The following is a 25078-nucleotide window of genomic DNA, read 5'->3' on the forward strand; positions in this document are numbered from 1 at the left end:
GCGCGGTATGTGAGCAGAATCAGCGCAGCCCCTTAGCCACCGAGTAGGCAATGTCGCCCCCGGGAGGACGCCGTGCTGAGCACCATGCAGGACGTACCGCTGCTGATCTCAAGGATCCTGACCCACGGGTCGGGGGTTCACGGCGCGTCACAGGTGATCACCTGGACCGGCGAGGGTGAGCCGCACCGCCGCAGCTTCGCCGAGATCGGCGACCGCGCCGCCCAGTTGGCGCACGCCCTGCGGGGCGACCTCGGGGTTCAGGGCGACGACCGCGTGGCCACCCTGATGTGGAACAACGCGGAGCACACCGAGGCGTACTTCGCGATCCCCTCCATGGGCGCGGTCCTGCACACCCTCAACCTCCGCCTGCCCGCCGAGCAGCTGGTCTGGATCGTCAACCACGCGGCGGACAAGGTCGTCCTCGTCAACGGCTCGCTGCTCCCGCTGATCGCGCCCCTGCTGTCCAAGCTGCCGACCGTCGAGCACCTCGTGGTCTCCGGTCCGGGCGACCGCTCCCTCCTCGCCGGCGCGACCGTGGCCGTGCACGAGTACGAGGAGCTCCTCGCGGGCAAGCCGACCGGCTACGACTGGCCGGAGCTCGACGAACGCCGGGCCGCCGCCATGTGCTACACCTCCGGCACCACCGGTGACCCCAAGGGGGTGGTGTACAGCCACCGTTCGATCTACCTGCACTCCCTGCAGGTCAACATGACCCAGTCGATGGGCCTGACCGACCAGGACACGTCCCTGGTCGTCGTGCCGCAGTTCCACGTCAACGCCTGGGGCCTGCCGCACGCCACCTTCATGACCGGCGTCAACCTGCTGATGCCGGACCGCTTCCTGCAGCCCGGCCCGCTCGCCGAGATGATCGAGCGCGAGCGCCCCACGCACGCGGCCGCGGTCCCCACCATCTGGCAGGGCCTGCTCGGCGAGCTCACCGCCCGCCCCCGGGACGTCTCCTCCCTCACCCAGGTCACCATCGGCGGCGCCGCCTGCCCGCCCTCCCTCATGACGGCCTTCGACAAGCTGGGCATGCGGGTCTGCCACGCCTGGGGCATGACGGAGACCTCGCCGCTCGGCACCGTCGCCCGTCCGCCGGCCCACGCGGTCGGCACCGCGGAGGAGTTCGCGTACCGCCTCACCCAAGGCCGGTTCCCGGCCAGTGTCGAGGCCCGGCTCAGCGGCCCCGGCGGCGAGCGCCTCCCCTGGGACGGCGAGTCGGCGGGCGAGCTGGAGGTGCGCGGCCCCTGGATCGCGGGCGCCTACTACAACGGTCCGGACGCCGAACCCCTGCGTCCCGAGGACAAGTTCAGCGAGGACGGCTGGCTGAAGACCGGCGACGTCGGCACCATCTCCCCGGACGGCTTCCTCACCCTCACCGACCGGGCGAAGGACGTCATCAAGTCCGGCGGCGAATGGATCTCCTCGGTCGAGCTGGAGAACGCGCTGATGTCCCACCCGGACGTCGCCGAGGCCGCGGTGGTGGCCGTACCGGACGAGAAGTGGGGCGAGCGCCCGCTGGCCACGGTCGTCCTGCGCGAGGGCTCCACGGCCACCTTCGAGACCCTGCGCATCTTCCTCGCCGAGGAGGGCAAGATCGCCAAGTGGCAGCTCCCCGAGCGCTGGACGGTGATCGAGGCGGTGCCGAAGACGAGCGTGGGCAAGTTCGACAAGAAGGTGCTCAGGAGGCGGTACGCCGAGGGGGAGCTGGACGTCACCAGCCTGTGAACGCCCGGCACTGAGGCGCCCCGAAAGGGGCGCGGGGAACTGCGCGACCAGCCACGGATCACCCGCGGCCGAAGGTCGGCAGTTCCCCGACCGGCGCTCTCAGTTCGTCCCGATCCTGGCCAGCAGATCAACGATCCGGCTCTGCACCTCGGCACTCGTCGACCGCTCCGCCAGGAACAGCACCGTCTCCCCCGACGCCAGCCGCGGCAGGTCCGCCTGGTCGACGGCCGCCGTGTAGACGACCAGCGGCGTCCGGTTCAGCTGCCCGTTCGCCCGCAGCCAGTCGATGATCCCGGCCTGTCGGCGGTGCACCTGCATCAGGTCCATCACCACCAGGTTCGGCCGCAGCTGCCCGGCCAGCGTCACCGCGTCCGCGTCGCTCGCCGCCCGCGCCACCTGCATCCCGCGCCGCTCCAGCGTCGAGGTCAGCGCGAGCGCGATCTCCGCGTGCTCCTCGATCAGCAGCACCCGCGGCGGATGCTGCTCGCTGTCCCGGGGCGCGAGCGCCTTCAGCAGGACGGCGGGATCGGCGCCGTACGCCGCCTCGCGCGTCGCCTGGCCGAGACCGGCCGTGACCATCACCGGCACCTCGGCCGCCACCGCCGCCTGCCGCAGCGACTGCAGCGCCGTCCGGGTGATCGGCCCGGTCAGCGGGTCCACGAACAGCGCCGCCGGGAACGCGGCGATCTGCGCGTCGACCTCCTCGCGGGAGTTCACGATCACCGGCCGGTAGCCGCGGTCGCTCAGCTCCTGCTGGGTGGTGACGTCCGGCGCGGGCCACACCAGCAGCCGGCGCGGGTTGTCCAGCGGCTCCGGGGGCAGCTCGTCGTCCAGCGGCTGCGGGCGCGGCAGGTCCGCGACCTCGACCGCCCCGCCCGGACCGTCCAGCGGCTCCGGACCCTCGGCGGCGTTCACGTCGGGGGCGCCTATCGCGTACGACCGTCCGCCGCCCTCGGTGGCACCCACCAGCCGGGACTGCCCGGCCGGCGACGGCTGCGGCGGCTGGGCGCCGACCGGCTGCTCGGCCGGCGGATGCGGCCGGGCGGACTGGGCGGGTCGGGCGGACTGTTCGGCCCCCGGCTGCTCCGCGGCCGCTCCCGGATCGGGGCGCGTGCCCAGCTTGCGGCGCCGGCCGTTGCCGCCCGGCTGGTGCGGGGGCGGGGTCGGCGTCGGCTGCTGCACCTGCGCGGCCTGCCGCGAGAACGGCACCCCCTGCCCCAGCGTCCGCACACTGAACGCCCGGCCCTGCGTGGAGTCCGGGTCGACCGGAGCCGGTGCGGCCGCTTCGGCGGGCAACGGCTGCGCGGCACGCGCCGGCTGGGCGGCGGCAGCGTTGTCGGCGCCCGGCCACTGCTGCGGTACGGGCGCCACCGGCGCGGCCTCCGCCGGCAGCGGCAGCGGCTGGGCGGGCACCGGCGCGGCTCCGGCGGCCGGGGCGGGCTGCCCCGGGGCGCGTGGAGCGGCAGCCGGCGGCTGCGGCTGGTTCTGCGGCGCCGCCTGGGCCGGTACGGCCGTGCCGGGGGCGCCTGCCGCCGGGGCGCCGGGGACTCCGGCCGGCGCGGCGACCTGGGCCGCCGCCGGTCCGGCCTGCGCCGGGACGCCCTGCGGCCGGCCGGGCTGGACGGGCACGCCCTGCGGCTGCACCGGCGGTACCGGCTGCGGTCCGGGAGCGGCCGCCTGCGCGGGCACCGGCGGTACCGCCGGGGTGTTCTCGGCCGGCGGCTGGCCCACCGCCCGCCGCCGGCGGCCGGTCGGCCCGTCGGTGGGGTGCGGCTGCGGCGGGGTGTGGTCCTCGGCCTGGCCGTGCGACACGGCGTCGTGCCGGCCCTCGTCGCCCGCCGCCTCCATGGCTTCCATCGCGTCGGCCGGGTCGATGGCGCGGTCGGCCTCCGCGGGCGGCAGCGCGAAGACCGGGCGGGGGCCCGCCTGCTGCTGCTCCGCCCGCTCGGCCGCGGCGGCCAGCGCCCGCCGCCGGCGCCCGCCGGACTGGCTCTCGTCGAACACCGGCTCGCCCGCCTGTCCGCCCGCCTGCCCGGACGGTGCCGAGGGCAGTGCGGGCGGCAGTGCCTGCCGCTCGTCGGGCTCGCGCCGGGCGCGCCGCCCCGACGTCGGCACGGGCACGGGTACGCCCTGCGGGGGAACGGTGCCGCCCAGCCCGGTACCCGAGGCAGCCGCCCCGGCACCCTGCTCGGCCGCCGTCACCACGGCGCCCTCGGCGACCCCCGGGCCGCCGCCGTCACCGTCGGCCGGACGTCCGCGCCGCCGTCCGGTACCGCCGGACGCCGGCTCCGCGCTCTCGATCGCCGCGGGTCCGCTCTCCGGGCCCGCCGCCTCGGCGGCACGCCTGCGCCGTCGTCCGGTCGGCGGGACCGGGGCCTCGCCCTCGCCGCCCGCCTCGCCGGGCGCGTCGCTCTCCAGGAAGGCGTCCACGGAGGGCCGCCGGGCCCGCCGCCGCCCACCGGCACCGGTCTCGTCGGTGGCCGCGACGAGCTCGACCTCGGCACCGGGCGGCGGGGGCACCGCGCCGGCGCCGCCCCCGATCGGCACCTCCAGCACGAACGCGCTGCCGCTCATGCCGGGCACCTCGTGGGTCTGCAGCACCCCGCCGTGGGCCCGCACGATCCCGCGCACGATCGGCTCGTGCACCGGGTCTCCCCCGGCGTAGGGACCGCGCACCTCGATCCGGACGACCTCGCCGCGCTGCGCCGCCGCGACCACGACGGTGTTGTCCATGTAGCCGCCCGCGGAGACGGGCGCGTTGCCGGTCGCGTCGACCCCGGCCACGTCCGCGACGAGATGCGCGAGCGCGACGGCGAGCCGCTGCGGGTCGACCTCGGCCTCGATGGGCGGCGCGTGCACGGCGAACTGCACCCGCCCGGGCCCGATCAGCTCCACCGCCCCGTCCACACCGGCGGCGACGACGGCGTCGAGCATGACCTTCGTGCGGTTGATGTCCTCCGACCCCGCGTCCAGCCGCTGGTAGCCGAGCACGTTGTCGATGAGCTGGGTGATCCGCGAGTAACCGGCCGAGAGATGGTGGAGCACCTGGTTGGCCTCGGGCCACAGCTGCCCGGCGTCGTCGGCGGCGAGCGCGGCCAGTTCCCGGCGCAACTCGTCGAGGGGGCCGCGCAGCGACTGCGCGAGCAGCGTCAGCAGCTGCTCGTGGCGCCCGGAGAGGGCCTCGTACCGGTCCTTCTCGCGCTCGCCGAGGGCCGCGTACCGGTCCTCGCCGGCCGCCAGTTCCTCGGCGTGCCGTTCGAGCAGCTCCTCGACCTCGGTGACGTGCTTCTGGCGCAGCGCGGTCAGGTCGGAGGCGTGCTCCTCGGAGAGCCGCTCCAGCTCCTCGGCGTGCGCCTTCTCCTGGGCGGTCTTCTCGTCGACGACCGAGTCGTAGGGCCGCCGGTCGGTGAAGGTCATCACGGCGCCGACCAGTTGGTCGCCGTCGCGCACCGGTGCGGTCGTCAGGTCGACCGGCACCTTCTTGTCGCCCTTGGCCCACAGCACCTGCCCGCGCACCCGGTGCTTGCGCCCGGAGCGCAGGGTGTCGGCGAGCGGCGACTCGGCGTACGGGAAGGGGGAGCCGTCGGCGCGCGAGTGCAGCACCAGGTTGTGCAGCTCCTTGCCGCCGAGCTCACCGGCCCGGTACCCCAGTATCTGGGCGGCGGCCGGGTTCACCAGGACGATCCGCCCGTCGGTGTCCGTCCCGACGACGCCCTCGCTCGCCGCCCGCAGGATCATCTCGGTCTGCCGCTGCGAGCGGGCCAGCTCGGCCTCGGTGTCGACGGTGCCGGTCAGGTCGCGGACGACGAGCATCAGCAGCTCGTCGCCGCTGTAGCCGTAACCGTCGTAGGCCTGCTGCCCGTTCTCCAGGTTGGCGCTGGTGACCTCGACCGGGAACTCGGTCCCGTCGGTGCGCCGGGCGACCATCCGGGTCGGCTTGGTCCGCCCCCGCGGGTCCATGTGATCGGGCCGCCGCATGGATCCCGGGATCAGCCGCGAGTCGAACTGGGGAAGCAGGTCGAGCAGCCCGCGTCCCACCAGCGCGGTGCCCGGGGTTTCGAAGGCCTCCAGGGCGATGGTGTTCGCGTTGACGACGGTGCCGTTGGCGTTGACCAGCACCAACGCATCCGGCAGCGCGTCCAGTATGGCTGCGAGGCGAGCAGCGCCTCGGGATGGCCTGCTGCTCACGAGACGCTTCCTCCCTGTTACCGCACCTTGCCGACCGCTCGGGCCATCTTGCCAACCGGCCCGCGGCGTGTCACGCGAGGGAGTCTAAAGGCACCGGTTGCGCTAGCGGCGCCGGATGAGAGGGAGGTCGCACGACGAAGTGACGGCGAACATGTGACCGACACGCCTCGGCTCCGCCATATCTTCGCGAGACATTTGCGCACCCGGGGCCGCGCCGTGAAACGCCTGTGCCCGCCCCTGGCGGCCGGGCCCGTCCGTCAGCCGGGATCACCCGGTGTGTCCGGACCGGGGAGCAGGGGCACCATCCGGTCCCAGCGGCCGATCTCGCAGCCGTTGCTGCGGTCGTACGTCGCGTCGACCGGGCGGCCGGCCCAGATCCCGGTGACACGGGCGGTGGCCGGGCCGCCGTAGAGCATGGTGCAGGCGGTGCCCGGGGCGACCGGCGCGAAGGTGTCCCGGCCCCAGCGGGTGTTCCGGTCCAGCACCCGGCAGGCCCCGGTCACGTCCGGGTGGCTGCCGGCGCCGGGGTGACAGGACAGCTCGTACGTCCCGTCCCGCCCGTCTCCGGCATGGCGCACGGTGACGGTGAGGTGGTCGCCCGCGGCGGCGGAGGCGGGCAGGGCGGGGACGGACCCGAGGACGGCGGCGACGGCCCCGAGGGCGCCCCGCACGGCGAAGTGCGACATGTCCTGCCCAACGCTCGTCCCGGCCGGACGTTGCGCGACGCCCCCGCCGGAGGGAAGGGCTTTGCCCTGCGGCCCGGCTGCCTAGTACCGTGGGAGCCGATTGGTGACAGCACGCTCGACTGTGTCATCATCTGCACGCACCACTCGCGCTCGCGCGGGCGGCTGTGCTGGAGGCGTCGCCTAGTCCGGTCTATGGCGCCGCACTGCTAATGCGGTTTGGGCCTTAAAGCCCATCGAGGGTTCAAATCCCTCCGCCTCCGCGCCTGACTCAGGGAGTCCAACCGTTTCGGTCTGGGCTCCCTGATTCGCGTTCACGGCCCCGCCGCCGCGAACCCCCCATGGCCGGAACCCGCCCGATACGGCGTTTCCGCAGCTCACAAGGGGTGCGGCTAACGGATTTCACATGGCGGCGGCAGTCATGTAATGTTCTTCCTGTCGCCGCGAGCGGGCCGGAAGGGCCGGGAGCGAGGACAGAAAAACAAAACAACAAGCACTCGTAGCTTAACGGATAGAGCATCTGACTACGGATCAGAAGGTTGCAGGTTCGAATCCTGCCGAGTGCACAGAGATCAAAGGCCCCGGATCACTCCGGGGCCTTTGTCGTTCCGGGGTGTACGGCAGCGAAGTGCGGGGCCGGGTCATCCCGGGGAGCCAAGAGCGCACGATGCTTCGCTGTGGCCGCCGGAGACGAAGGCGGCCCTCGGCAAGGTGATGATGCCGGTGGTTGTGGTTGTGCCGCCCGCCACCGCCCACCGGTGGCGGGCCGGCCGGTGAGGTGCGTCTTGGAGGCGGGGACCCGCCCCCCCCCTGCCGCAGCCCGTGCGGCTGCCCCGGAAGGAAGCGCGCGCATGCCCGTTGTCGTCGCCCGCCTGCATCCCGCGCCGGGTCAGATCCAGAAGGTGCTGGACGTCTACCGCGGGTTCGCCCCGGTGGTCCATCGGGAACCCGGCTGTGCGCTGTTGGCGCTGCACACCGACGGCGAGGACGTCTTCATCGTCGAGCACTGGCTCACCTCCAAGGACTTCCGGGCGCACGTGGCCGGCGCGAACCTCCGGCGGATCAGGAACGCGCTCGAGCCCCTCGTGGCCGCACCCACCGAGATCTGGCCGGTGGAGAGCGTCCCCCTCGGCGACCCCGACAAAGGCGTGATCCGGTAGCGACCCGCCGTCCGGGCTGTCGCGCCGTCACCGGAAACGTTTTGCCCAGGTGTGGTCGCCGTCATGGGTCAGACCGTCATGCGGCGGGGAAGGCTCATGGTGGCGCGGGGTCGAACCGCCGTCGACGCCACGTCGGGCCGCAGGACTTGAGGCCGGAGCCGATGAGATCAGGCCGCACCCGGGCCCACGGCCCCTGCGTGCTGGCCCTCGATTGATCCGTGTGCTTCCCTGAGACGAGAACTGAACAGCGCTACCTCTTCCGCAACTCGGCGTCCGGCGGCGCCGGTTGCGGCCCGACGCAGGTTGACATCCGCGGGGTTCGGAACACCGGCCGAGGTCCGCGGGGCGAGGAGCACGGGGGGTTCATGGAGACGTCAGGGACTGACGTGGAGATCGACTTCGACGTGGTGGACCTCAGCGGTTCCGCGACCCTGGATCTGGAGGAGCTGCCCAGCAACGCTCTGGGCAGGTCCATACGACGGGTCCGGCGGGACACTCTGGAGCATCGCGCGGTGGACGTGTCCATGTTCACTTCGGCGCTCTGATGGGTGCGTAGGCAGCGGGGGACCGCGTGGCAGGAGGTGGCACGTGCGTGATGCGAACCCCTTCGTCGAGTGGGTGGTCAAGGTTGCCCAGCCGTGCAATCTGGCATGCGACTACTGCTACGTGTACGAGATGGCCGATCGCAGCTGGCGGCACAAACCGACGGTCATGTCCCCCCGGACCGCGGATCAGCTGGCCCGTCGCATCGCCGAGCACGCCAGGCGTCACGCCCTGCCCCGGGTCCGGGTGACCCTGCACGGGGGCGAGCCCCTGCTCGCTGGCCTGCCGCGAATCGAACACCTGCTGGAAGTACTGGAGTTGGAGCTCCACGGCACGGCTGAGTGTGATATTTCCGTGCAGAGCAATGCGACACTCCTCAATCCCCTGTGGATGGACCTGTTCCGCCGACACGGGGTGTCGGTGGGCGTCAGTCTTGATGGCGGTCGCGAGGCCAACGACCGCCACAGGCGTGCCAGGAACGGGCGCGGCAGCCACGCCGCCGTCCAGAGGGGATTGGAACTGTTGAGGAGACCCGAGAACAAGGCGCTGTTCGCGGGTCTGCTCTGCACGGTGGACCTCGACAACGCGCCGCTCGACGTCTTCGAGTCCCTGCTCGCGTACGAGCCGCCTGCCGTCAACTTCCTGCTGCCGCACGCCACCTGGGAACACCCGCCGCCCGGCCACGACCCGGATCGCACACCGTATGCGAACTGGCTCCTGACGGTGTTCGAAAGGTGGTACACGGCACCGCGTCAGGAGACCGGGGTCCGCCTGTTCGAGGACCTCGTGGACCTCGCGCTCGGCGGTGAGGTGCGCTCGGAGAGCACGGGACTGGCCGACACGGACTTCCTGGTGGTCGAGAGCGACGGGACGATCGAGTTGTCCGACTCGCTGAAGGTCACACAGGAGGGCGGCGCGGCCACCGGTCTCGACATCTTCACCCACGACTTCGACACCGCCGCGCGGCACCCGGCCGTGGCCGACGCCCGCCGCGGTGGCCTGGCGGCGCTCGCCGACGTGTGCCGCGGCTGTGAGGTCGTGCGCCTGTGCGGCGGCGGACTGCGTGCCCACCGCTTCCGCCCGGACACCGGCTTCGCCAACGCCAGCGTGTACTGCGCCGACCTGCGCGTGCTCACCACCCGGATCCGGGACCGTGTCGTGGCCGACGCCGACGCCCTGCTCGGGAGCGTGTCGTGACGGCCCCGGCGACCCTGCGCATGACCGTCGGGGACTTCGCGGGCGTGGCGGCCTGCAGGCCGTCCCCGGCCGCCCTGCGGGTCCTGCGGGACGGCCAGGTCTCCCGGCGCCTGCTGATGCTGATGAGCGTCGCCGACACGGCCCGGAGCAGCAGGCCGGAGTTCTGGGAGTCCTGGGGAGCGGTGGCCTGGGAGCTGTGCCTGCGGGCCCGCGGCGCGGACGTCCGGGCTTTCGAGGACGTACTGCTCCATCCCCATGTCGGTGTCTGGCTGGGCCGTTGCCTGCGGGACCTGGACGACCCGCGTGCCGCCGTCCGCGCGAGCGCCGAGTGCGCCCGGCTGACCGGTCTGGCGGCCGCCGCCGCGTTACGGGCCGGGCTCCGCCCGCACCTCGCCCTTCCGGCACCGGACTCGCTGGTCTGGCTGCCCACGCTGGGCAGTGTCCGGCTGACCGAGGGCGCGCGGGAGGCCCGCCTGCGCGGAGACGTCCTGGACCTGGCCGGACGATCCGTGGCCCTGGTGGAGCGGGACGAACCCGCCCCCGGCGACCCGGCCCTGTGCGCACCGCGCCCCCTGACCGCCACGCCTCCGGGAGACGCGCCGCCGTTGTCGGTGGTCCTGGAGGACACGGATCCCTACCGGCACGCGCACCGCCATCCGGTGCTGCCCCGCCAGACGGCTGGGGAACTGCACGCCTGGCAGGTGTCGGTCGCCTCGGCGTGGGAGGTGGTGACGCGCCTCGTCCCGGAACGGGCGGCGGCCTGTGCCGCCCTGTGGACGGCGCTCGTGCCGCTGCGGCCGCCGTGGACCGGACGGGGGGTGAGTTCCTCGGCGCGGGAGGCCTACGGGGCGATCGCGGCCTCCTACACCGCCGATCCGGTACGGCTGGCCGAGACGGTGGTGCACGAGAGCGCGCACATCGCTTTCGGGGCCCTCGCCGATCTGGTCGATCTCGCGGATCCCGAGGACCGCACACTGCAGCAGGTCGGCTGGCGGGAGGACGCCCGCCCCGTCGGGTCCGTGCTCACCGGAACCCACGCCCACCTGGCGCTCCTGGAGTTCTGGAGCCGTCGCCACCGGGAACTGAGCGGCATGCAGGCCCGTGCCGCGCGGGCACGTCTGCACCATTACGGGCGGCAGGTCGCGGACGCCCTGGGGATTCTGCAGGTCCACCCCGCACTCACGCCCGTCGGTGCCCGCTTCGTCGCGAACATGGCGGACGAGGCGGCGCGCTGCGGCTTCCCGGTGCGTCCGCCACCCTCCCTGTGCCGCAGTGGTCCCCCACCCGTTCGGGTGGCGTCGCGGCAGGCGCCGGACCTGACGCGAAGGCGCGGACCTTCCTCCCCTGTACAGGGCGTGGCGGGCCCGGGCCGCGGCACGGCCGGGTGCGGTGGGAAGACGTCGGACGAAACGACACCGGGGGCGGGCTGATATATGAGGACGCGGTGGCACGGCGGAAACGCGACGGTGCGGCGGACAGCCGCGGCCGCGCAGCGAGCGGCGAGAACGCGTGGCCCGGGTGCATCACCAGATGTTCGCCATGTCCGCAACAAACATCGACGTGGTGCCGGTGGTGACGAGTCGCGCGGAGTGTCCCCCGCAACCACTCGGCCGATCCGCCGGTCCGGCCCGTCCCGGGACCGCGTTGTGCCTATGGAGCCATCATCGTGAGCCACTTCTACTTGAGTCACGTTCGCACCGTCGACGAGGAGTGGGTCGCGTCGTTCTTTCACGACCTCTGCCGGGTCGTGGCCCAGCGCACGGGACGCTCCCCGGAAGTCGTGGGGGTCCGTGGGAAGCCGCACTCGTCGGACGTGTCGGTGGAACTGCTGGGCCGCTCCACCGTCCTGGTCGTGCTGCACTCGCCCCGCTACTTCAGCCAGTCGTACTGCCGGGCCGAGCTGTCCTACTTCCAGCGGCGCCTCAACATGCAGCGGTCCAGGACCGGGCGCAGCGCGGACGCGGTCGTCCCCGTCATGTGGGAGCCCGACCCCGCGCACGCGCTGGAGGCCGTCCTCCCGTACCCGTCCCTCGGCGCGCGGTCCCAGGCCTACCGGCGTGACGGGCTGCTGCACCTGCTGCGGCTGAAGGCGCGCTACCGGTCCGACTACGAGGAGGTGCTGAGGGCCACCGCCGACCGCATCGTCGGAGCCGCGGAACAGCTTCCCGAGGTGCACGGATTCGATGCGGCCGGCAGCCATTCCCCTCTCGGCGCGCCGGTGCCCGTCGGCGGCCAGGCGGTGAGTTTCGTCGTGGCGTCCACGGCCGAGGACGACCTGCCCGAGGAGCGGCGCTCCAGCCAGTACTACGGGAAGACGGCCCTGGACTGGTCGCCCTACGCTCCGGGGGAGCACGAGGCACTCGTCTCGCTGGTGAAGAACACTGCCACCGCCCTGGACTTCACCGCGACCGTGCTGCCGCTGGACCAGGAGACCGTGGACCGGATCAGCGCGGAGGGGGATCCCGAGCAGCTCGTCGTGCTCCTCGTGGACGCCTGGGCGGCCATGCGCCGGGAGAAACGGCGGCTGCTGGCGGCCGTGGACGACCGCAGCCCCGATGCGACGACGGCGCTCGAACCCAGGTCCCGTGACGACACCGAGTCGCTCGAACAGACCGTCGCCCTCGACGAACTCCTGGACCGCACGCTCCCCCTGATGCGCGGGCAGCACAGCGAGTACGACCGCTGGGGGCTGCCGGACGCGGAGAGCTTCACCTCCTCCCTGCGCAAGGTCCTCATCCGCCTCCAGAACGAGGCGCTCAAGTCAGCGGAGTCCGTTCGGTCACCGGCAACGCCGGCCGAAGGTCTCCGCACGTTTCCCCTGCTCGGAAGGTATTCCTCATGACGTTCGACTCGGGTGACGCCGGCACCCGCGAGTCCGGCACGATCGTCACGTTCTACTCGTTCAAGGGCGGCACCGGCCGCACCATGGCCCTGGCGAACGTGGCCTGGATCCTGGCCAGCAACGGAAAACGCGTGCTGGCCATGGACTGGGACCTGGAGGCGCCGGGTCTGCACCGCTACTTCGCCCCCTTCCTGGGCGACCCAGAGCTCGACTCCACTCCCGGTCTCATCGACCTGATCCGCGGGTTCGACCTGGCCAGGCCGAGGCCGGTCGACGGCGACTACAGCCAGTACGCGAGGGTCGAGCGCTTCGCCTCGACCCTGTCACGGAGCTTCGACAGCGGCGGTTACGTCGACTTCGTCTCCCCGGGGCGGAAGACCCCCGAATACTCCGAGACGATCAACACGTACGACTGGAAGGGGTTCTACGACCGCCGTGGCGGTGCGGCATTCCTCCACGCCCTGCGCGAGGACATGCGCCGCAACTACGACTACGCCCTGATCGACAGCCGGACGGGCTGGAGCGACACGTCCGGCATAACGACGATGGTCATGCCGGACGTGCTGGTCGACTGCTTCACGCTGAACACCCAGTCGGTGGACGGCAGCGCCAGCGTGGCCGCGGACGTCCGGCGCACGGTCCCGCACGTCAAGATCCTCCCCGTGCCCATGCGGGTGGAGGACGCCGAGCAGGAGAAGCTCGTGATCAGCCGGGGCCATGCCCGCCAGCGCTTCCAGGAGTTCCTGAAGGACACGCCACGGGCGGCGGACCCCGACGGCTACTGGGGCGCGGTGGAGATCCCCTACAAGCCGTTCTTCGCCTACGAGGAGGTGCTGGCCACCGTCGCGGACACACCTCGCCAGCCTGCCTCCCTGCTGGGCGCCTACGAACGCCTCACCTCGGTGATCACGGACGGTCAGGTGACGGCCCTGCGGCCGGTCGAGGAGCCGGTGCGCAGGCAGCTGCTCGCCCGCTTCCAGCGGGTACCGGTACCCGGCGGCCGCCTCGTGCCCCGGGTGCGGGTCGACTACGCGCTGCGCGACGGCGCCTGGGCGGAGTGGATCGCGGCCCAGCTGCAGGCCGCGGGGATCTCCGTGGCGCTGCGCGGAAGCAGCCCGTCCGTGCCGCTGTCCAGCGCTCCGCCGGAGGGAGCCGACGTGGTCGTCGCGCTGCTCTCACCGGACTTCGCGACCACACCGGTCGCGGACGAGGTACGCGTCCTGGCGGCGGCCCCCGAAGGGCCCAGGATCATAGGTCTGCGCACCCGGGAGCACACGCCGGAGCCGGCGCTGCGCGGGTTGCCGGGATTCACACTGGTGGACCAGTCCGCCACGCAGGTGCTCAGCAGGTTCTTCGGCCTGCTCGAACTCGAAACGCGGATCCCCGCCGTCAGCGGGGACCTCACCTATCCTGGCCTGGCCCCCCGGATCTTCAACGTACCGCGCCGCAACAACGCCTTCACCGGCCGCGACGTACAGCTGGACCGGCTGCGGTCCGAACTGAACGCCGAGTCGCTGCGTCCGGACACGCCGGTGGGCAGGGTGTTCCTCTATGGGCTCGGCGGGATCGGAAAGACCCAGATCGCGCAGGAATACGTCCACAGGTACGGTTCCCAGTACGACCTCGTGCACTGGGTTCCGGCCGAACAGCCCAACCGGATCCCTCAGCTTCTCGCGGAACTCGGGCTGGAGCTGGGAATTCCCGGCGACACGGTCGACGAACGCGCGCAGGCAACCGTGACGGCGCTTAAGAATGGCGATCACGGTCGTTGGTTGCTGGTTTTCGACAACATCACCGAAAGCCAGGACACGAACGGAGAGACCCGGGACGAGGGAGACACGACAGTGGAGCGGTACCTTCCAGCCGAGGGGCCGGGACATGTCATCCTCACTGCCCGGCGTTCGCCCCACGAGGAGAACCAGATCGCGGTGGAGGTCGACGCCTTCAACAGGTCCGAGAGCATCGCCCTGCTGCGCCGCAGGGTGGACGGACTCTCCGCGCGGGACGCCGACCGGATCGCCGAGACGCTCGGCGACTTCCCGATGGCCATGGAACTCGCGGCGGCCTGGCTGCGGCAGACGGCCATGCCCCTGGACACCTACCTCGAACAGGTCAACAGCCGGGTCAGCACGGTGCTGAGCGGCACCGGCGGCACCGGCGGCAGCGGTGACAGCCAGCAGGAGTCCCTCCTGGCGGTCTGGCGGCTGACCGTCGACCGGCTCGGCAACGAGCGGCCCGCGGCGGTGCGGCTCCTCGAACTCTGCTCCTTTCTCTCGCCGGAGCCGATCGCGCACTCCCTCCTCTACAGCGACGCCATGCGCAACCGGCTCGCCGAGGAGACCGGCGACGAATCCGTGCTCGACCCCATGGTGATGGGGTACCTGATCCGCGACCTCGGACGGTACGCGCTGGCCACGGTGGACCAGCAGAGCGGCTCCATCCAGGTCCACCGACTGGTCCAGGCCGCGGTGCGCGAATGGCTGGGCGAGGACCCCGAGCGCGAGGAACGGACACGACGCCAGGCACAACTCGTGCTGGCGGGAGCGCTGCCCTCGGCCTCCTTCCAGGAGGACAGTGCCACGGTCCGGCAGCGCTTCGCGGAGCTGCTGCCCCACCTGGAACCCTCCGAAGCGCTGTCCAACACCGACGCGCGGGTGTGCGAGTGGGTCATCCGCCAGGTCCGCAACCAGTGGCGCATCGGCGACCACCGGGCCGCCGCCGCGCTGGGGCAGAAGGCACTCAACGCCTGGACGGAGTCCCTCGGCGCGGACCACCACCTCCGGCTGCGGCTCGCGGCCCAGGTGGCCAACCCACTGCGCTCCCTCGGCCGTTACCAGGAGGCCCACGACGTGGATGCCGACACCCTGCGGCGTCAGCGCGAGCAGCTCGGCCCCGACGACGGCTACAGCCTGGTCACCGCCCGCAACTACGCCGCCGACCTGCGCGGTCTGGGCCGTTACCAGGAGGCGTACGACGAGGACCGGCGGACCTATGAGCTCTACCTCAGCAGTCCGCACTTCGGCCCCGACAACGAGGAGACCCTCCGGGCGGCGAACAACCTCGGTGTCTCCCTCAACCTCGCGGGCCGTCCCGGCGAAGCCCTGGACCGTGCGACCGAGACCTACCAGAAGTCCCGGCAGACACTCGGGCTCCAGCGGCCACTCACCTGGGCCTTCGCCGGAAGCGTCGCGTTGGACCGCCGGGAGACGGGCGACTACCAGGGCTCCCTCGACCTGCTCATCGAGATCCGTAAACGGTTCGTCGGCATCCAGAAGGACGAGAAGTCCAACGACGTGCTGGGCACGGACGCGTCCCTCGCGGTGACCCAGCGCCGTCTCGGCAACTACGCCGAGGCGGAGGCCCTGACGCGTTCCACCCTGAACGTGTACCGGCAGCGCTACGGCGAGGCGCACCCCGACACCATGTCGTGCACGGCCAATCTCGCCTGTGACCTGCTCGCCCTGTCACTGCTGGATCCGGTCCGCGGATCGGAGGCGGTGGAGCTCGGGAAGCAGAACTTCGAGCGTTACCGCGAGCGGCTCGGCGACGACCACCCGTTCACCCTGTCGGCCGCGACCAACCTGGTCGCCATCCTCAGGAACAGCGGAGAGACCGAGCGCGCGATGGACCTCGCCGACGAGACGCTCCCGCTGCTCGTCGAGCGGCTGGGCCCCGCCCACCCGGCCACCGTCGCCTGCCGCGCCAACCGGGCCGGCGTGCTGTCGGCGCTGGGCCGGTACGACGAGGCGCTGGCCCAGGACGAGGAAGTCCACGAGGCCTATCGCGAGCTCTACCGCGATCATCACCCGCGGGTGCTCTGCGCGGAGTACAACGTCGTCCTGGACCGCAGCCTGGCGGGCCACGACGACACCTTCCCCGGTGTCCGCGAGGCCGCGCTGGCTGCCGAACGCGAGTTCGGGCCGGGTCATCCCCTGGTCCGGGTGATGAACGACCGGAAGCGGATCGACTTCGACCTGGAGATGCCGCCGATCTGAGCCTGGCCGTGCCGTGGCCGCCCCGGGGTCCGTGCGGGGCGGCCACGGCACACCGCGTCAGTTGTGCAGAGTCGTCCCGTACCTGCGCACGAACCGGCGCACCGTGCGGTTCATCTCCTCCTCCCGCCAGGCGGGCAGGCCCTCCAGCCGGGTGAGCGCCCCGGTGGCGCCGAGCAGCTCCCCGTCGACTACGAACAGAAACAGCAGTCCCACCGGGTACGCCGTGTCGAGCGCCCTGACCAGGTCGGCGTCCGGGGGATGGGGGACGATCACGACGACCGGGCCGAAGTCGTGCTCGTGCTCGCGCAGCGTCTCCTCGTCGTGGATGTCGAACTCCTCCAGCAGTTCCTCTCCGATGCGCTGCACCAGATCGCCCAGGACGCCGCCGCCCGCGGTGAGGGCGACGACGAAGTGGTCCCAGGGCAGCGGTTGTTCGCTGGCCCGGTGGATGTAGCGGCGTGCCGTGTCCGTGGAGAGCGCGGGCAGCACCGCGACCCTGGGGGAACCGGCGCCGAGCACCCCGCGCATCCGGTCCGCCTCGGCCGCGGGCACCCGGGCGTGGGTCACGCTCAGCTGGATGAGCTCCCGTGAGGCGTCCGGGCCGGACAGGGGCAGCAGCTCGGTGAGGGCGAGGCGCAGCGGGTCGGTCTCGGGCTCGCTCGGCCGTTCGGCCAGGAGACCCGAGGCGAGCCGGTGGCGCATCAGCGGGGACAGCGTCTCGACCGGAACCCCCAGCGTCGCGCCGGCCCGGCCCAGGCTCTGCGCATCCACCTCCCGCAGGTGGTGGACCACCCGGTGGTGCACCTTCGCCCCGATCAGGTCGGCGCGCATCAGATCGAGCTGCGGCCTGATGTCGCGGCGTACGGATTCGATGCCGTCCTTTCCCGGCCACTCCACGGTCTGCCGTCTGCTCGGGCTGAGCGACCCCAGACCGCTCTTCTCCAGTGCCTCCAGGGTCACTTCCGGGAGCATCAGCAGGATCACCGGGAAACCGTCGTGCCGGTTGCGCAGTTCCGCCATGGCCAGCTCGTTCTGCACGTGCTCGGATCTCAGGGCATGGCTGGACACGATCAGGAGCATGCCGTGGGCGCGGCCCATGCCGTCGGAGATGGCCTCCATCCAGTCCTGTCCCGGCACCAGGGACTCCCGGTCGACGATGATCGGTTCGCAGCCCTCCTGGTAGAGCAGTTCCTCCAGGGCGCGGCGGGCCGGCCAGCAGTTGCAGGTGCAGCCCGGCGGTTCGCTGCGGCTGAGGAATACATGGGGACCGGGCATGGGACTCCTCGTAGGGACCGTGACGTGTCAGGGAGCGGAGGGGGCGAAGGGGTCCGTGGCCCCGTGCGGCGGCGGGTGGGCGGCGGTGCGGATCCGGAACCAGCGGGTGCGGCCCGCGTCGAGTGCGACGGTGACCAGGCCGTCGGGATCCGGCCGCAGGACGGGCGGCGGCGCGTCGGGCGGGTGGTCCGGGAGATCGTGGGCGATCTGGATCAGCTCGGTCCCGGCGGCGGCCGCCGGCAGCGGGACCCGAACGGTGACCGGCGCGTGGGCCGTGCTGGTCAGACAGAGGACGGCCTGCCCCGCGTGGTCCCGGCGAACGGCGGTCACCCGCGTGGAGCCGGTCGGCGGTCGCTCCACTCCGCCGTATCGCAGGGCCAGCTGTGCGGCACGGGCCGCGAGCAGCGGGGCCGGTGTCGCGGTCGCCGGGTCTGCCGGTGCCAGGACCGAGGCGGGCACCTCCCGGCAGCCCGGCAGGGCCAGGAGCAGGCAGGCCTGCGGATGGGGGAGCCCGTCCGGGAGGGACCAGCTGCCGTCGGGCACGCTCGGGGCGGCCGCGGACTCCGGGGGCGCGGTCAGGGTGAGGTGGCCGGGGCCGAGGGCGAGCCGGGGGGCGCCCGTCGTGACGACCGCCGCCTGCGGGTAGGCGTCCAGCAGGTGGCGCAGGCGGACGAGCAGGGACGCCGGCCACCGGTCCGGGGCGCTGAGCCGGAGCCCGTCGACCGCTGCCTCCAGCAGGTCGTGGGCGCGGCCGAGCAGTTCGCCGTGCGGGGTGTTCTCGCCGGGCGGCGCCAGTTCCACCAGGACGCGCAGCCCCTGGTCGCGGGCCTCCGCCAGCAGGGTGGCGAACTCCGCCGAGTCCGGTGGCAGGGAGGCGGGCAGACAGACGTGCCCGACGCCCCGGCGCCGGACGCCGGCCGGCAGCCCGGCCCCGCCCTCCGGCAGCACCACCCCGACGCTGTCCCGGAGCCAGCCGGGTCCAGCCCCCTCGGGCGGTGCGGGCACGGGCCCCGGAGTGAGCAGATGCGTGCGGCCGTCCTCCGCGCGGATCTCCACCTCGCCGCCGTGCCCCGACACCAGCAGCAGCCCGCCCGGCGCCGCATGGACCTCCCGCACCCGGAAGGGCATCGGCACCGCCGTGACCGGCCCGCCCCCAGGCCAGGCCAGCCGCAACAAGCGGTCCCCGCCGTCCGCGGCCACGACCAGTCCGGCGTCGCCGGCCGGCGCGAGCGAGGACGCCGACGCCGGCAACGTGCCCAGCGGGACGACCACACCGGCCGCCGCCTCCACCCCGTACACCCGCCCGTCCGCACAGCCCCAGACCACCGCCCCCGACCACGGATCGCCGCACAGAGCCGTGACCGCGCCCCCGGGAGCCTGCTGCCGCCGTCCGGGACCGGTGGCCGGGCCGCCGGCCAGGTCGTGCACCGTCACCCCGCCGTGCGCGTCGGCCACGGCCACCAGGCCGGCCCGGACCGAGGCCCACAGGCGCACCACCGGAGCGGGATGCGACAGCGTGCCCAGCCTCCGGCCGGGGTCCCCGCCGTCGACGAGGAGGACGTCGCTCCCGGTGGCCAGGCACAGCACGCCGCGCTCCCGGGTCCGGGACCAGCCCACGGCCGTCGGCTGCTCGGACAGCGGGTGCAGGACGGCCTCGGCCGTGCCGTCCACGGCCGACGTCACCACGTGCAGCCCCTTGGCGCTCACCACGGCCGTGGCCGCGGGCCCCGCGTCGGCGACCGCCAGCAGTCGCGGCTGCTCGGGCAGGTCCACCGAGAGCACGGACTCGCCGTCGTCGACGCGCAGTGCGGTCCGGCCGTCCGCGGTCGTCGCGGCCGCCGCCCGCCGACCCGCCCGCGCGCACAGCAGCGTGCCGCCCAGTTCCGCCTGCGCGGCCAGGAGCGTGCCGTCCACGTGCACCTCGGCGGCGACGCTGACGCCCAGGGCGGTGTATTCGCCGTCGTACAGGTCCAGTTCGTGCCACCGGGTGCCGGGCAGCGCGCCGCGCAGCCGCAGTTGTACGCGGCCCGCCCCGCTCGCTCCGCAGATCAGGGCGTCCGGCTCCGGGGGCCGGCTCAGCACCAGACCCTGAGCCGAGGCCCGGACGCCGATGTCCACCTCGGTGTGGACCAGTGCCCGTACCGTCCGTACCTCGTCGGCGGTGGCCCGGGTGAGCAGGGCACGCGGCGGCTCCATGCCCAGCCGTTCCGCCGCCATCACCTGGAGCTGCCAGGCCGGCAGGGACTCCCGTACGGCTTCCGGCAGCCGGGGCAGGAAGCGCAGGATCCAGCGACTGGCCTCGGCCGCCGCCACACCCTCGGCGAGCACCTGCCGGAAGAGCGGGGTCAGGGTCCGTTCGACCTCTGCCTCGGCGGGCGGCGGGCCGATCGTCGCCGACCACAGCAGTTCCTCGAAACCGCGGACCAGGGGCGGTGCGCAGCGGTGAGCGGCGAGGGTGAAGTCGCGGACCGAACCGAGCAGCTCCAGGTCATCGTCGTACAGCTCCCGGCGCAGTTCCGCGCTGACCTCCGGGTACAGCACCAGCGCGCGGCTGTCGGCGGCCTCCACCAGCGGGGAGAAGTACAGCCTGGCCTCCAGTCCGGCGCTGCTGTCCGGGGCGAAGCGGAGCCGGGCGCTTCTGAGGAAGTACGGCTCCGCCTGCGCGGCCAGGCACAGTGATCGGGCCAGCCGGACCACGGCGGGCCGGTGCCGGCGCTCCTCCGCTATCAGCTGGGAGGCGGTGCGCTCGGGCGCCGCCGTCATCGCCGCCTCGCCCGGCGCGGGTCCCGGCGGGCCGCGGTCTGCGCGAGCCGCACGGACACCCGGCGGTCCAGCGGAACCAGCGCGACCGTCCGCCGCACGGCCGCCGGGTACTCCTCGGCGGGATAGGGCGTCAGGCAGACGACGGGGTTGCCCGCCTCCCACAGCCGACGCAGGTACGGCAGCCAGTTCGCCGGCGGGGAGTGGTGGCGGCCCGGTGCGGGCGGTCGCAGGTGCCCGAGGTCGGAGAGCAGGAGCACCGGCTGCCCGTACGGTGGCACCGGGTGGGGTTCCCAGGTGCGTCCCCGGTCGCGGCTGACGCCCTGGGCGATGCGCAGGTCCAGCACGCGCAGGCCGCCCGGCGGCAGGATGCTGCCCGCGAGCCGGGTGATCCACTCCTGGTCGTGCCGGAACGGCCGCATCGACTCGCCGCGGTCGATCAGCAGCAGTGCGCCGGCCCGGGTGGTGGCCCGCTGCCGGTAGGGCACCCGTGGCCGGCCCGTCTGACCACCCGCGAGACCGCGCACGACCAGGTCCACCAGCCGGGGGTGGTCGACCGCGCGTCCGGTGGTGCGGGTGCCGGCCAGCGCGAGGAAGACGGCCCGCTCGGTCCGCGGGTCCCAGGGCGAGGCGGGCGGTGGCAGGGCCGTCGGCCAGGACACGTCGAACGCCTCGGGGTGGGCGAGGAGTTGCCCGGCGCTGTCGTCCGGGGGATCGGGCAGACCGGTCTCGCGCCACTGTGGCCGGTCCGGCTCCCGACCCGGTGCCGGTCGCGCGGCACCGACCAGCAGCAGCGAACCGCCGGTGGCCGACCGGGTGTCCGGGCCGGGGACCTGCTCGGGCGGGACCGGGGTCCGGCGGTACGGGTCGGGACCGGCGGCGTCCCCCGCACCGGGGCCGGGCGGGGTGCCCGCGCCGCGGGCGCGGGCCGGGGATCCGGTGCCGGGCCCCGGGCGGACCGCGCCGCCCGTTGTCCCCTCGCCCCGGAACGGCCGCACCGGATCCGCGGCGCGGCGGGCGGGGTCGTCGGTGCCGGGGCCGTCGGTGGTCAGCGCCAGTCCCAGGGCCGCGGCCAGCGTGGTCAGGCCGTCGGTGTCGGACACCCCCAGGGCGCGGGCCGCCCGGAGCAGTTCTCCCAGGCGCGCCGGGCTTCGGCTCATGTGTAGGAGAAGGGGTCGGAGGAGCCCTTCGTCATGGCGAGGTCCGCGACCGCCCGCCACTCCGGCGATTCGACCGTCAGGCCCATCTGGCGGCAGGCTCGCAGGGTGTCCAGGAACTCGGCGGTGCTGGCCGCCGGCCGGGACGCCACCGACTCGTGCTCGAACATGTCGGCCAACTCCACGGTGAGCGCCTCGTCGTAGTCGTCTCCCATGTGCAACCGGGCGACCTCCAGCAGGTGTTCGCGGTCCGGCGCGTCCAGTCTCAGCAGGATGCAGCGGCGCAGGAAGGCGGCGGACAGCTCCCGTTCCTCGTTGCTCGTGATCACCACCAGAGGTGCGCCCGTGCCCTCGGCCGCGGTCACCGTGTGGCGGTCGGGGCCGACGAAACGGAGGTTGTTGAGCGGATCGAGAAGCGCGTCCGGGACATCGGGGTCGGCCTTGTCGATCTCGTCGATGAGGACTACCGCGGGCCGGGCGCGGAGCGCGGGCAGGCCCTCCTCGTCCACGGCCGGATCGAGCGCCTTCCACAGCGGGCCGGGCCGGAAGTATGCACGCGAGCCGGGGGCCTGGAGCAGGCCCTGTGTGGCGTCGTTGAGCTGGCGGAACGCCTCCTCGCGCCAGAGCAGGTCGTGCGGTTCGGTGCGGGCGGTGACCACCTCGGCGTAGTAGCGGAACCGCATCAGCCGTGCCACGTTCGGCGCGAGCGCCGACTTGCCCGAGCCGGGCGGCCCGAGCACGAGCAGCGGACGGCCGGACGCCAGAGCCACGTTGACGGCGAGGACGGTCCGGGCGTCGAAGAGGTAGACCTGCTCGTCGAGGCGGCCCGTGCCGCGCGCGGGCGTGCGGCCGGTCGGTGCAGGCCGGTAGGTCTCCTCGGCCGGGTCGAAAAGCTTGATCAAGCCCACTGCCCCCCATTGTCAGCCTGTGGCTCCGGCGCACCCCACCCGTTGCACTCTTCCCCTCGGGGCGTACGGCCACTACTCCGTCGACGAATATGGCCGACGGCGCGGTTCTCCCGGAGACGCCGAAACCGCCGAAGTATCCGCGGCGACCCCGGAGTCCGCGGAGTTGGCGGGAGGGTCCGCGGGTCCGGGAAGCCCTCGGGCGCGGAGCCGGCGCCGTATCCGGACCTCGGGCAGCGCCGCCGCCTCCGGCACCCCGGCCGTCGGCCGGACCGCAGCGTCGGCAGTCCTGACCGCCCCGGCCGCCCCGGTGGGCCGGATCCCCGGCCCGCCGGTCACCAGGTTCACCCGGCTCAGCCAGGGCGCCCGGCGCAGACCGGCCGGCACCGGCAGGTCCGGCCACGGATCGACGTCCAGGAACATGACCGCCGAGGACTCCAGCGCCGTCAGATCCCGCAGGTTCGGGCAGCGCAGCACGCGCAGCGACCGCAGCGACCGGCAGCCGCCCAGCTCGGGCAGGGCGGTGAGCGACGGGTCGTCCGCGAGGACCAGTGAGCGCAGTCCGGGCAGCCGCGGCAGCAGGGCGGCCAGCTCGTCCACAGGGCCGGTGCAGCGCAGCTCGGTCACGACGGTGTCCGTCCGGAGCAGGGCGCGCAGCTCGGCGGCCGACCGCGCGTCCGCCCGCCGTACGGCGGTCCGGGGCGGCGGGCTGCCGGCCGACAGCCGGCGCGGCGGACCGCCCGTCGGCGCGAGGACACTGCGCGGGGTGCCGGTGCCCGCCTCGGCGGCCCGCAACTCGGCGAGCAGGTCGCGTAGTTCGACGGAAGGGTGCCGGACGAGCAGCTCGTCGGGCTCCGCGCCGGGCGTGTGCGCCAGGTGCTGGGCCGCCAGGAAGGTCCTGACCTCGGGGCCGGGAAAGGCCACGGTGTCGGGTCCGGGCCGGAACACCACGCCTGCCCGGTCCGCGAGCGCGGCCAGCAGCCGTTCGGGCGAGGCGGCGTCCGAGGCACCGGGGTCGCGCAGCGCGCCGAGGGCGGTCCGCAGCGGGACGCGGGAGCTGTCCAGGCCGAGGGCGGCGACGGCCAGCAGGCCGGCGGCGGACCTCAGGACGCTGTCGGGGACCTGGTCGGCGGCGAGGCCGGGCACGGGCACGGAAGGGGAGGACGGCCCCGGCCAGCCCGGCTCCTCCCGCACCCGCCGCCACACCGCCGAGACGCCCGCGCGCAGCAGACGGTGCCGTGGAACCGGTCCTGGCCGGTCCGGACCACCCGCTGCCCGCAGCAGTGCCGTGGCGGCGGCCGGGCGGCTTGCGACCCCGAGGAGCAGCGGATCGGTGTCGATCCGCCGCAGCAGCGCGGTGAGGGCCCGCCGGTCGCCGGCGGACGTCGCCACGAGGGAGCCGAGCAGGGCGCGGACCCCGTCCGGGGGCAGTGGCCCAAGGCCGGTGACCCGGAAGGCGTCACCGAGCCGGGCCCAGGGCACTCCGGTGCCGTTCGTGGCGATGACGCAGGGCGCCTGAGGGTGGGCCTCTAGCAGGTGCAGGAGCCACTCCCACACGGCGGCGCGGTTGGCCACGGGCACCGCGTCGAGGTCGTCGACGGCGAGGAAGGCCTGCCCGGAGCGCAGCTGGCGGGCGGCCCAGCCGGCCGGCTCCTGCGGCGCCGCGAGCGGTGCGAGGGTCGGCACCAGCCCGTCCAGGCGGGGCAGCGCCCCCGACCGTGCCGACAGCACGAACGGTATCCGGCAGCCCCACGGCGGGCCGCCCGCGTCGGTCCGCCCCGGCGCCGTGTCGTCCAGTGCTCTCGCGGCCAGCCGCGCAAGTTCGGTGCTGTGCCCGGTCCCGGGCGGCCCGACGAGGAGGATCCGGCGTCCCAGCTCCGGCAGTGCGTCGGCGGACAGGGCGCCCTCCGCGGGCGGCCCGTCCTGCGCGGGCGGCGGGGCCGACCCGTCCGGAGCCGAGCTCCGGGTGGTCACGGGGCCGTGGCCGGTCAGGGTGCGGGGGACCGTCGTCGCGGGCAGGGCCGGGGCCACCTCCTTGCGGAACTGCTCGGTGAAGGCCGCGTCCTCCGCCGACAGCGCGTCGGGTGCCCGGTCGGCGGACCGGTCGTCCAGCTCGGGTGCGGGGGCCGCGGCTTCGGCCATCGCCGTCATACGGGCCACGATCGCGTCGAGCACCCGGTCCAGGGCCGCGCGATACCGGGGGGCCTGCATGGTCAGCAGCGCCAGCCCGAGCGAGCGGTACTCGGGCAACCGGTCCGCGGAGAGCACGTCGGCCGTCGCGACCGGCTCCGGCAGCCGCCGGTCGACCGGCTCCCACACCAGGGACAGGGCCGTCTGCGGGGTGACTCCGGTACGGGCCTGTCCCAGGCGCCGGCGCAGCGCCAGGACCGCCCAGTCGTGCTGGGCGGGACCCTCGTTGAAGTACGCCGGACTGCACAGGGCCAGTACGATGTCGGCCGTCCCGACGCCGTACGACCCGGCCCTGCCGTCCGGCGGGCCGGGCGGCGGGACCAGGCGGTGGAAACGCGGGCCGCCGGCGATTTCCAGACGCCGTCTCAGCTCGTCCAGAAATCTCGCGACCCAGGCCTCGTCCCTGCCGTGCGCATAGCTGACGGCATAGCGGTACCCGGGCACCATCTCATCCC

Annotated in this window: 14 protein-coding genes and 2 tRNA genes; 9 read left to right on the forward strand and 7 right to left on the reverse strand. The window is 73.7% G+C overall.

Annotated features, from left to right (window positions below; genetic code table 11):
- Positions 1-84 precede the first annotated feature (84 nt).
- Entirely contained in the window at positions 85-1728 is a 1644-nt protein-coding gene (locus tag BLW82_RS21995) for a long-chain fatty acid--CoA ligase (RefSeq protein ID WP_093508188.1), read from the forward strand.
- 99 nt (positions 1729-1827) lie between these two features.
- Here BLW82_RS21995 and BLW82_RS22000 read toward each other — a convergent pair whose 3' ends face one another.
- Positions 1828-5916, reverse strand: a complete 4089-nt coding sequence (locus tag BLW82_RS22000; protein ID WP_093501007.1) for a hybrid sensor histidine kinase/response regulator — start codon at positions 5914-5916, stop codon at positions 1828-1830.
- A gap of 257 nt (positions 5917-6173) precedes the next feature.
- Entirely contained in the window at positions 6174-6602 is a 429-nt protein-coding gene (locus tag BLW82_RS22005) for an SSI family serine proteinase inhibitor (RefSeq protein ID WP_093501009.1), read from the reverse strand.
- Positions 6603-6771: 169 nt separating this feature from the next.
- On the opposite strand from BLW82_RS22005, the gene BLW82_RS22010 reads away from it, so the two are divergent.
- The 8 genes from BLW82_RS22010 to fxsT all read left to right on the forward strand — a co-directional run bounded on the left by BLW82_RS22010 (position 6772) and on the right by fxsT (position 16336).
- Positions 6772-6862, forward strand: a tRNA-Ser gene (locus BLW82_RS22010).
- Between the two features lie 230 nt (positions 6863-7092).
- A tRNA-Arg gene (locus BLW82_RS22015) sits at positions 7093-7165 on the forward strand.
- A gap of 285 nt (positions 7166-7450) precedes the next feature.
- Entirely contained in the window at positions 7451-7759 is a 309-nt protein-coding gene (locus BLW82_RS22020) for a putative quinol monooxygenase (protein ID WP_093501011.1), read from the forward strand.
- Between the two features lie 365 nt (positions 7760-8124).
- Positions 8125-8304 carry an FxSxx-COOH cyclophane-containing RiPP peptide gene (gene fxsA / locus BLW82_RS22025; protein WP_093501013.1) on the forward strand — a complete coding sequence of 60 codons (180 nt, stop codon included), beginning with the start codon at positions 8125-8127 and terminating at the stop codon, positions 8302-8304.
- Between the two features lie 43 nt (positions 8305-8347).
- Complete coding sequence (locus tag BLW82_RS22030) at positions 8348-9499, forward strand: FxsB family cyclophane-forming radical SAM/SPASM peptide maturase (protein WP_093501015.1); 1152 nt, start codon at positions 8348-8350, stop codon at positions 9497-9499.
- A complete protein-coding gene (locus BLW82_RS22035) occupies positions 9496-10929 on the forward strand; it encodes an aKG-HExxH-type peptide beta-hydroxylase (protein WP_093501017.1) in 1434 nt (477 codons plus the stop codon). The genes BLW82_RS22030 and BLW82_RS22035 overlap by 4 nt, the downstream gene beginning before the upstream one ends.
- Positions 10930-11165: 236 nt before the next feature.
- The gene (gene fsxC / locus BLW82_RS22040) at positions 11166-12341 is read left to right on the forward strand and encodes an FxsC protein (RefSeq protein ID WP_093501019.1); all 1176 of its coding nucleotides are present in this window, start codon (positions 11166-11168) and stop codon (positions 12339-12341) included.
- A complete protein-coding gene (gene fxsT / locus BLW82_RS22045; RefSeq protein WP_093501021.1) occupies positions 12338-16336 on the forward strand; it encodes an FxSxx-COOH system tetratricopeptide repeat protein in 3999 nt (1332 codons plus the stop codon). The genes fsxC and fxsT overlap by 4 nt, the downstream gene beginning before the upstream one ends.
- Positions 16337-16393: 57 nt before the next feature.
- Here fxsT and BLW82_RS22050 read toward each other — a convergent pair whose 3' ends face one another.
- The 5 genes from BLW82_RS22050 to BLW82_RS22070 form a co-directional block, all read right to left on the reverse strand.
- A complete protein-coding gene (locus BLW82_RS22050; RefSeq protein WP_093501023.1) occupies positions 16394-17611 on the reverse strand; it encodes a toll/interleukin-1 receptor domain-containing protein in 1218 nt (405 codons plus the stop codon).
- Between the two features lie 27 nt (positions 17612-17638).
- Positions 17639-20374, reverse strand: coding sequence for a hypothetical protein (locus BLW82_RS22055; RefSeq protein WP_093501025.1), 2736 nt, complete (start codon positions 20372-20374; stop codon positions 17639-17641).
- Positions 20371-21531, reverse strand: coding sequence for a hypothetical protein (locus tag BLW82_RS22060; protein WP_093501027.1), 1161 nt, complete (start codon positions 21529-21531; stop codon positions 20371-20373). Before BLW82_RS22060 ends, BLW82_RS22055 begins: the two co-directional genes overlap by 4 nt.
- On the reverse strand, positions 21528-22436 hold the full coding sequence (locus BLW82_RS22065; RefSeq protein ID WP_371131374.1) for an AAA family ATPase: 909 nt from the start codon (positions 22434-22436) through the stop codon (positions 21528-21530). The genes BLW82_RS22060 and BLW82_RS22065 overlap by 4 nt, the downstream gene beginning before the upstream one ends.
- Positions 22437-22508: 72 nt before the next feature.
- A complete protein-coding gene (locus BLW82_RS22070; protein WP_177233028.1) occupies positions 22509-25070 on the reverse strand; it encodes a large ATP-binding protein in 2562 nt (853 codons plus the stop codon).
- Positions 25071-25078: the final 8 nt, after the last annotated feature.

The organism is Streptomyces sp. Ag109_O5-10 (assembly GCF_900105755.1).
Taxonomy (GTDB): Bacteria; Actinomycetota; Actinomycetes; order Streptomycetales; family Streptomycetaceae; genus Streptomyces.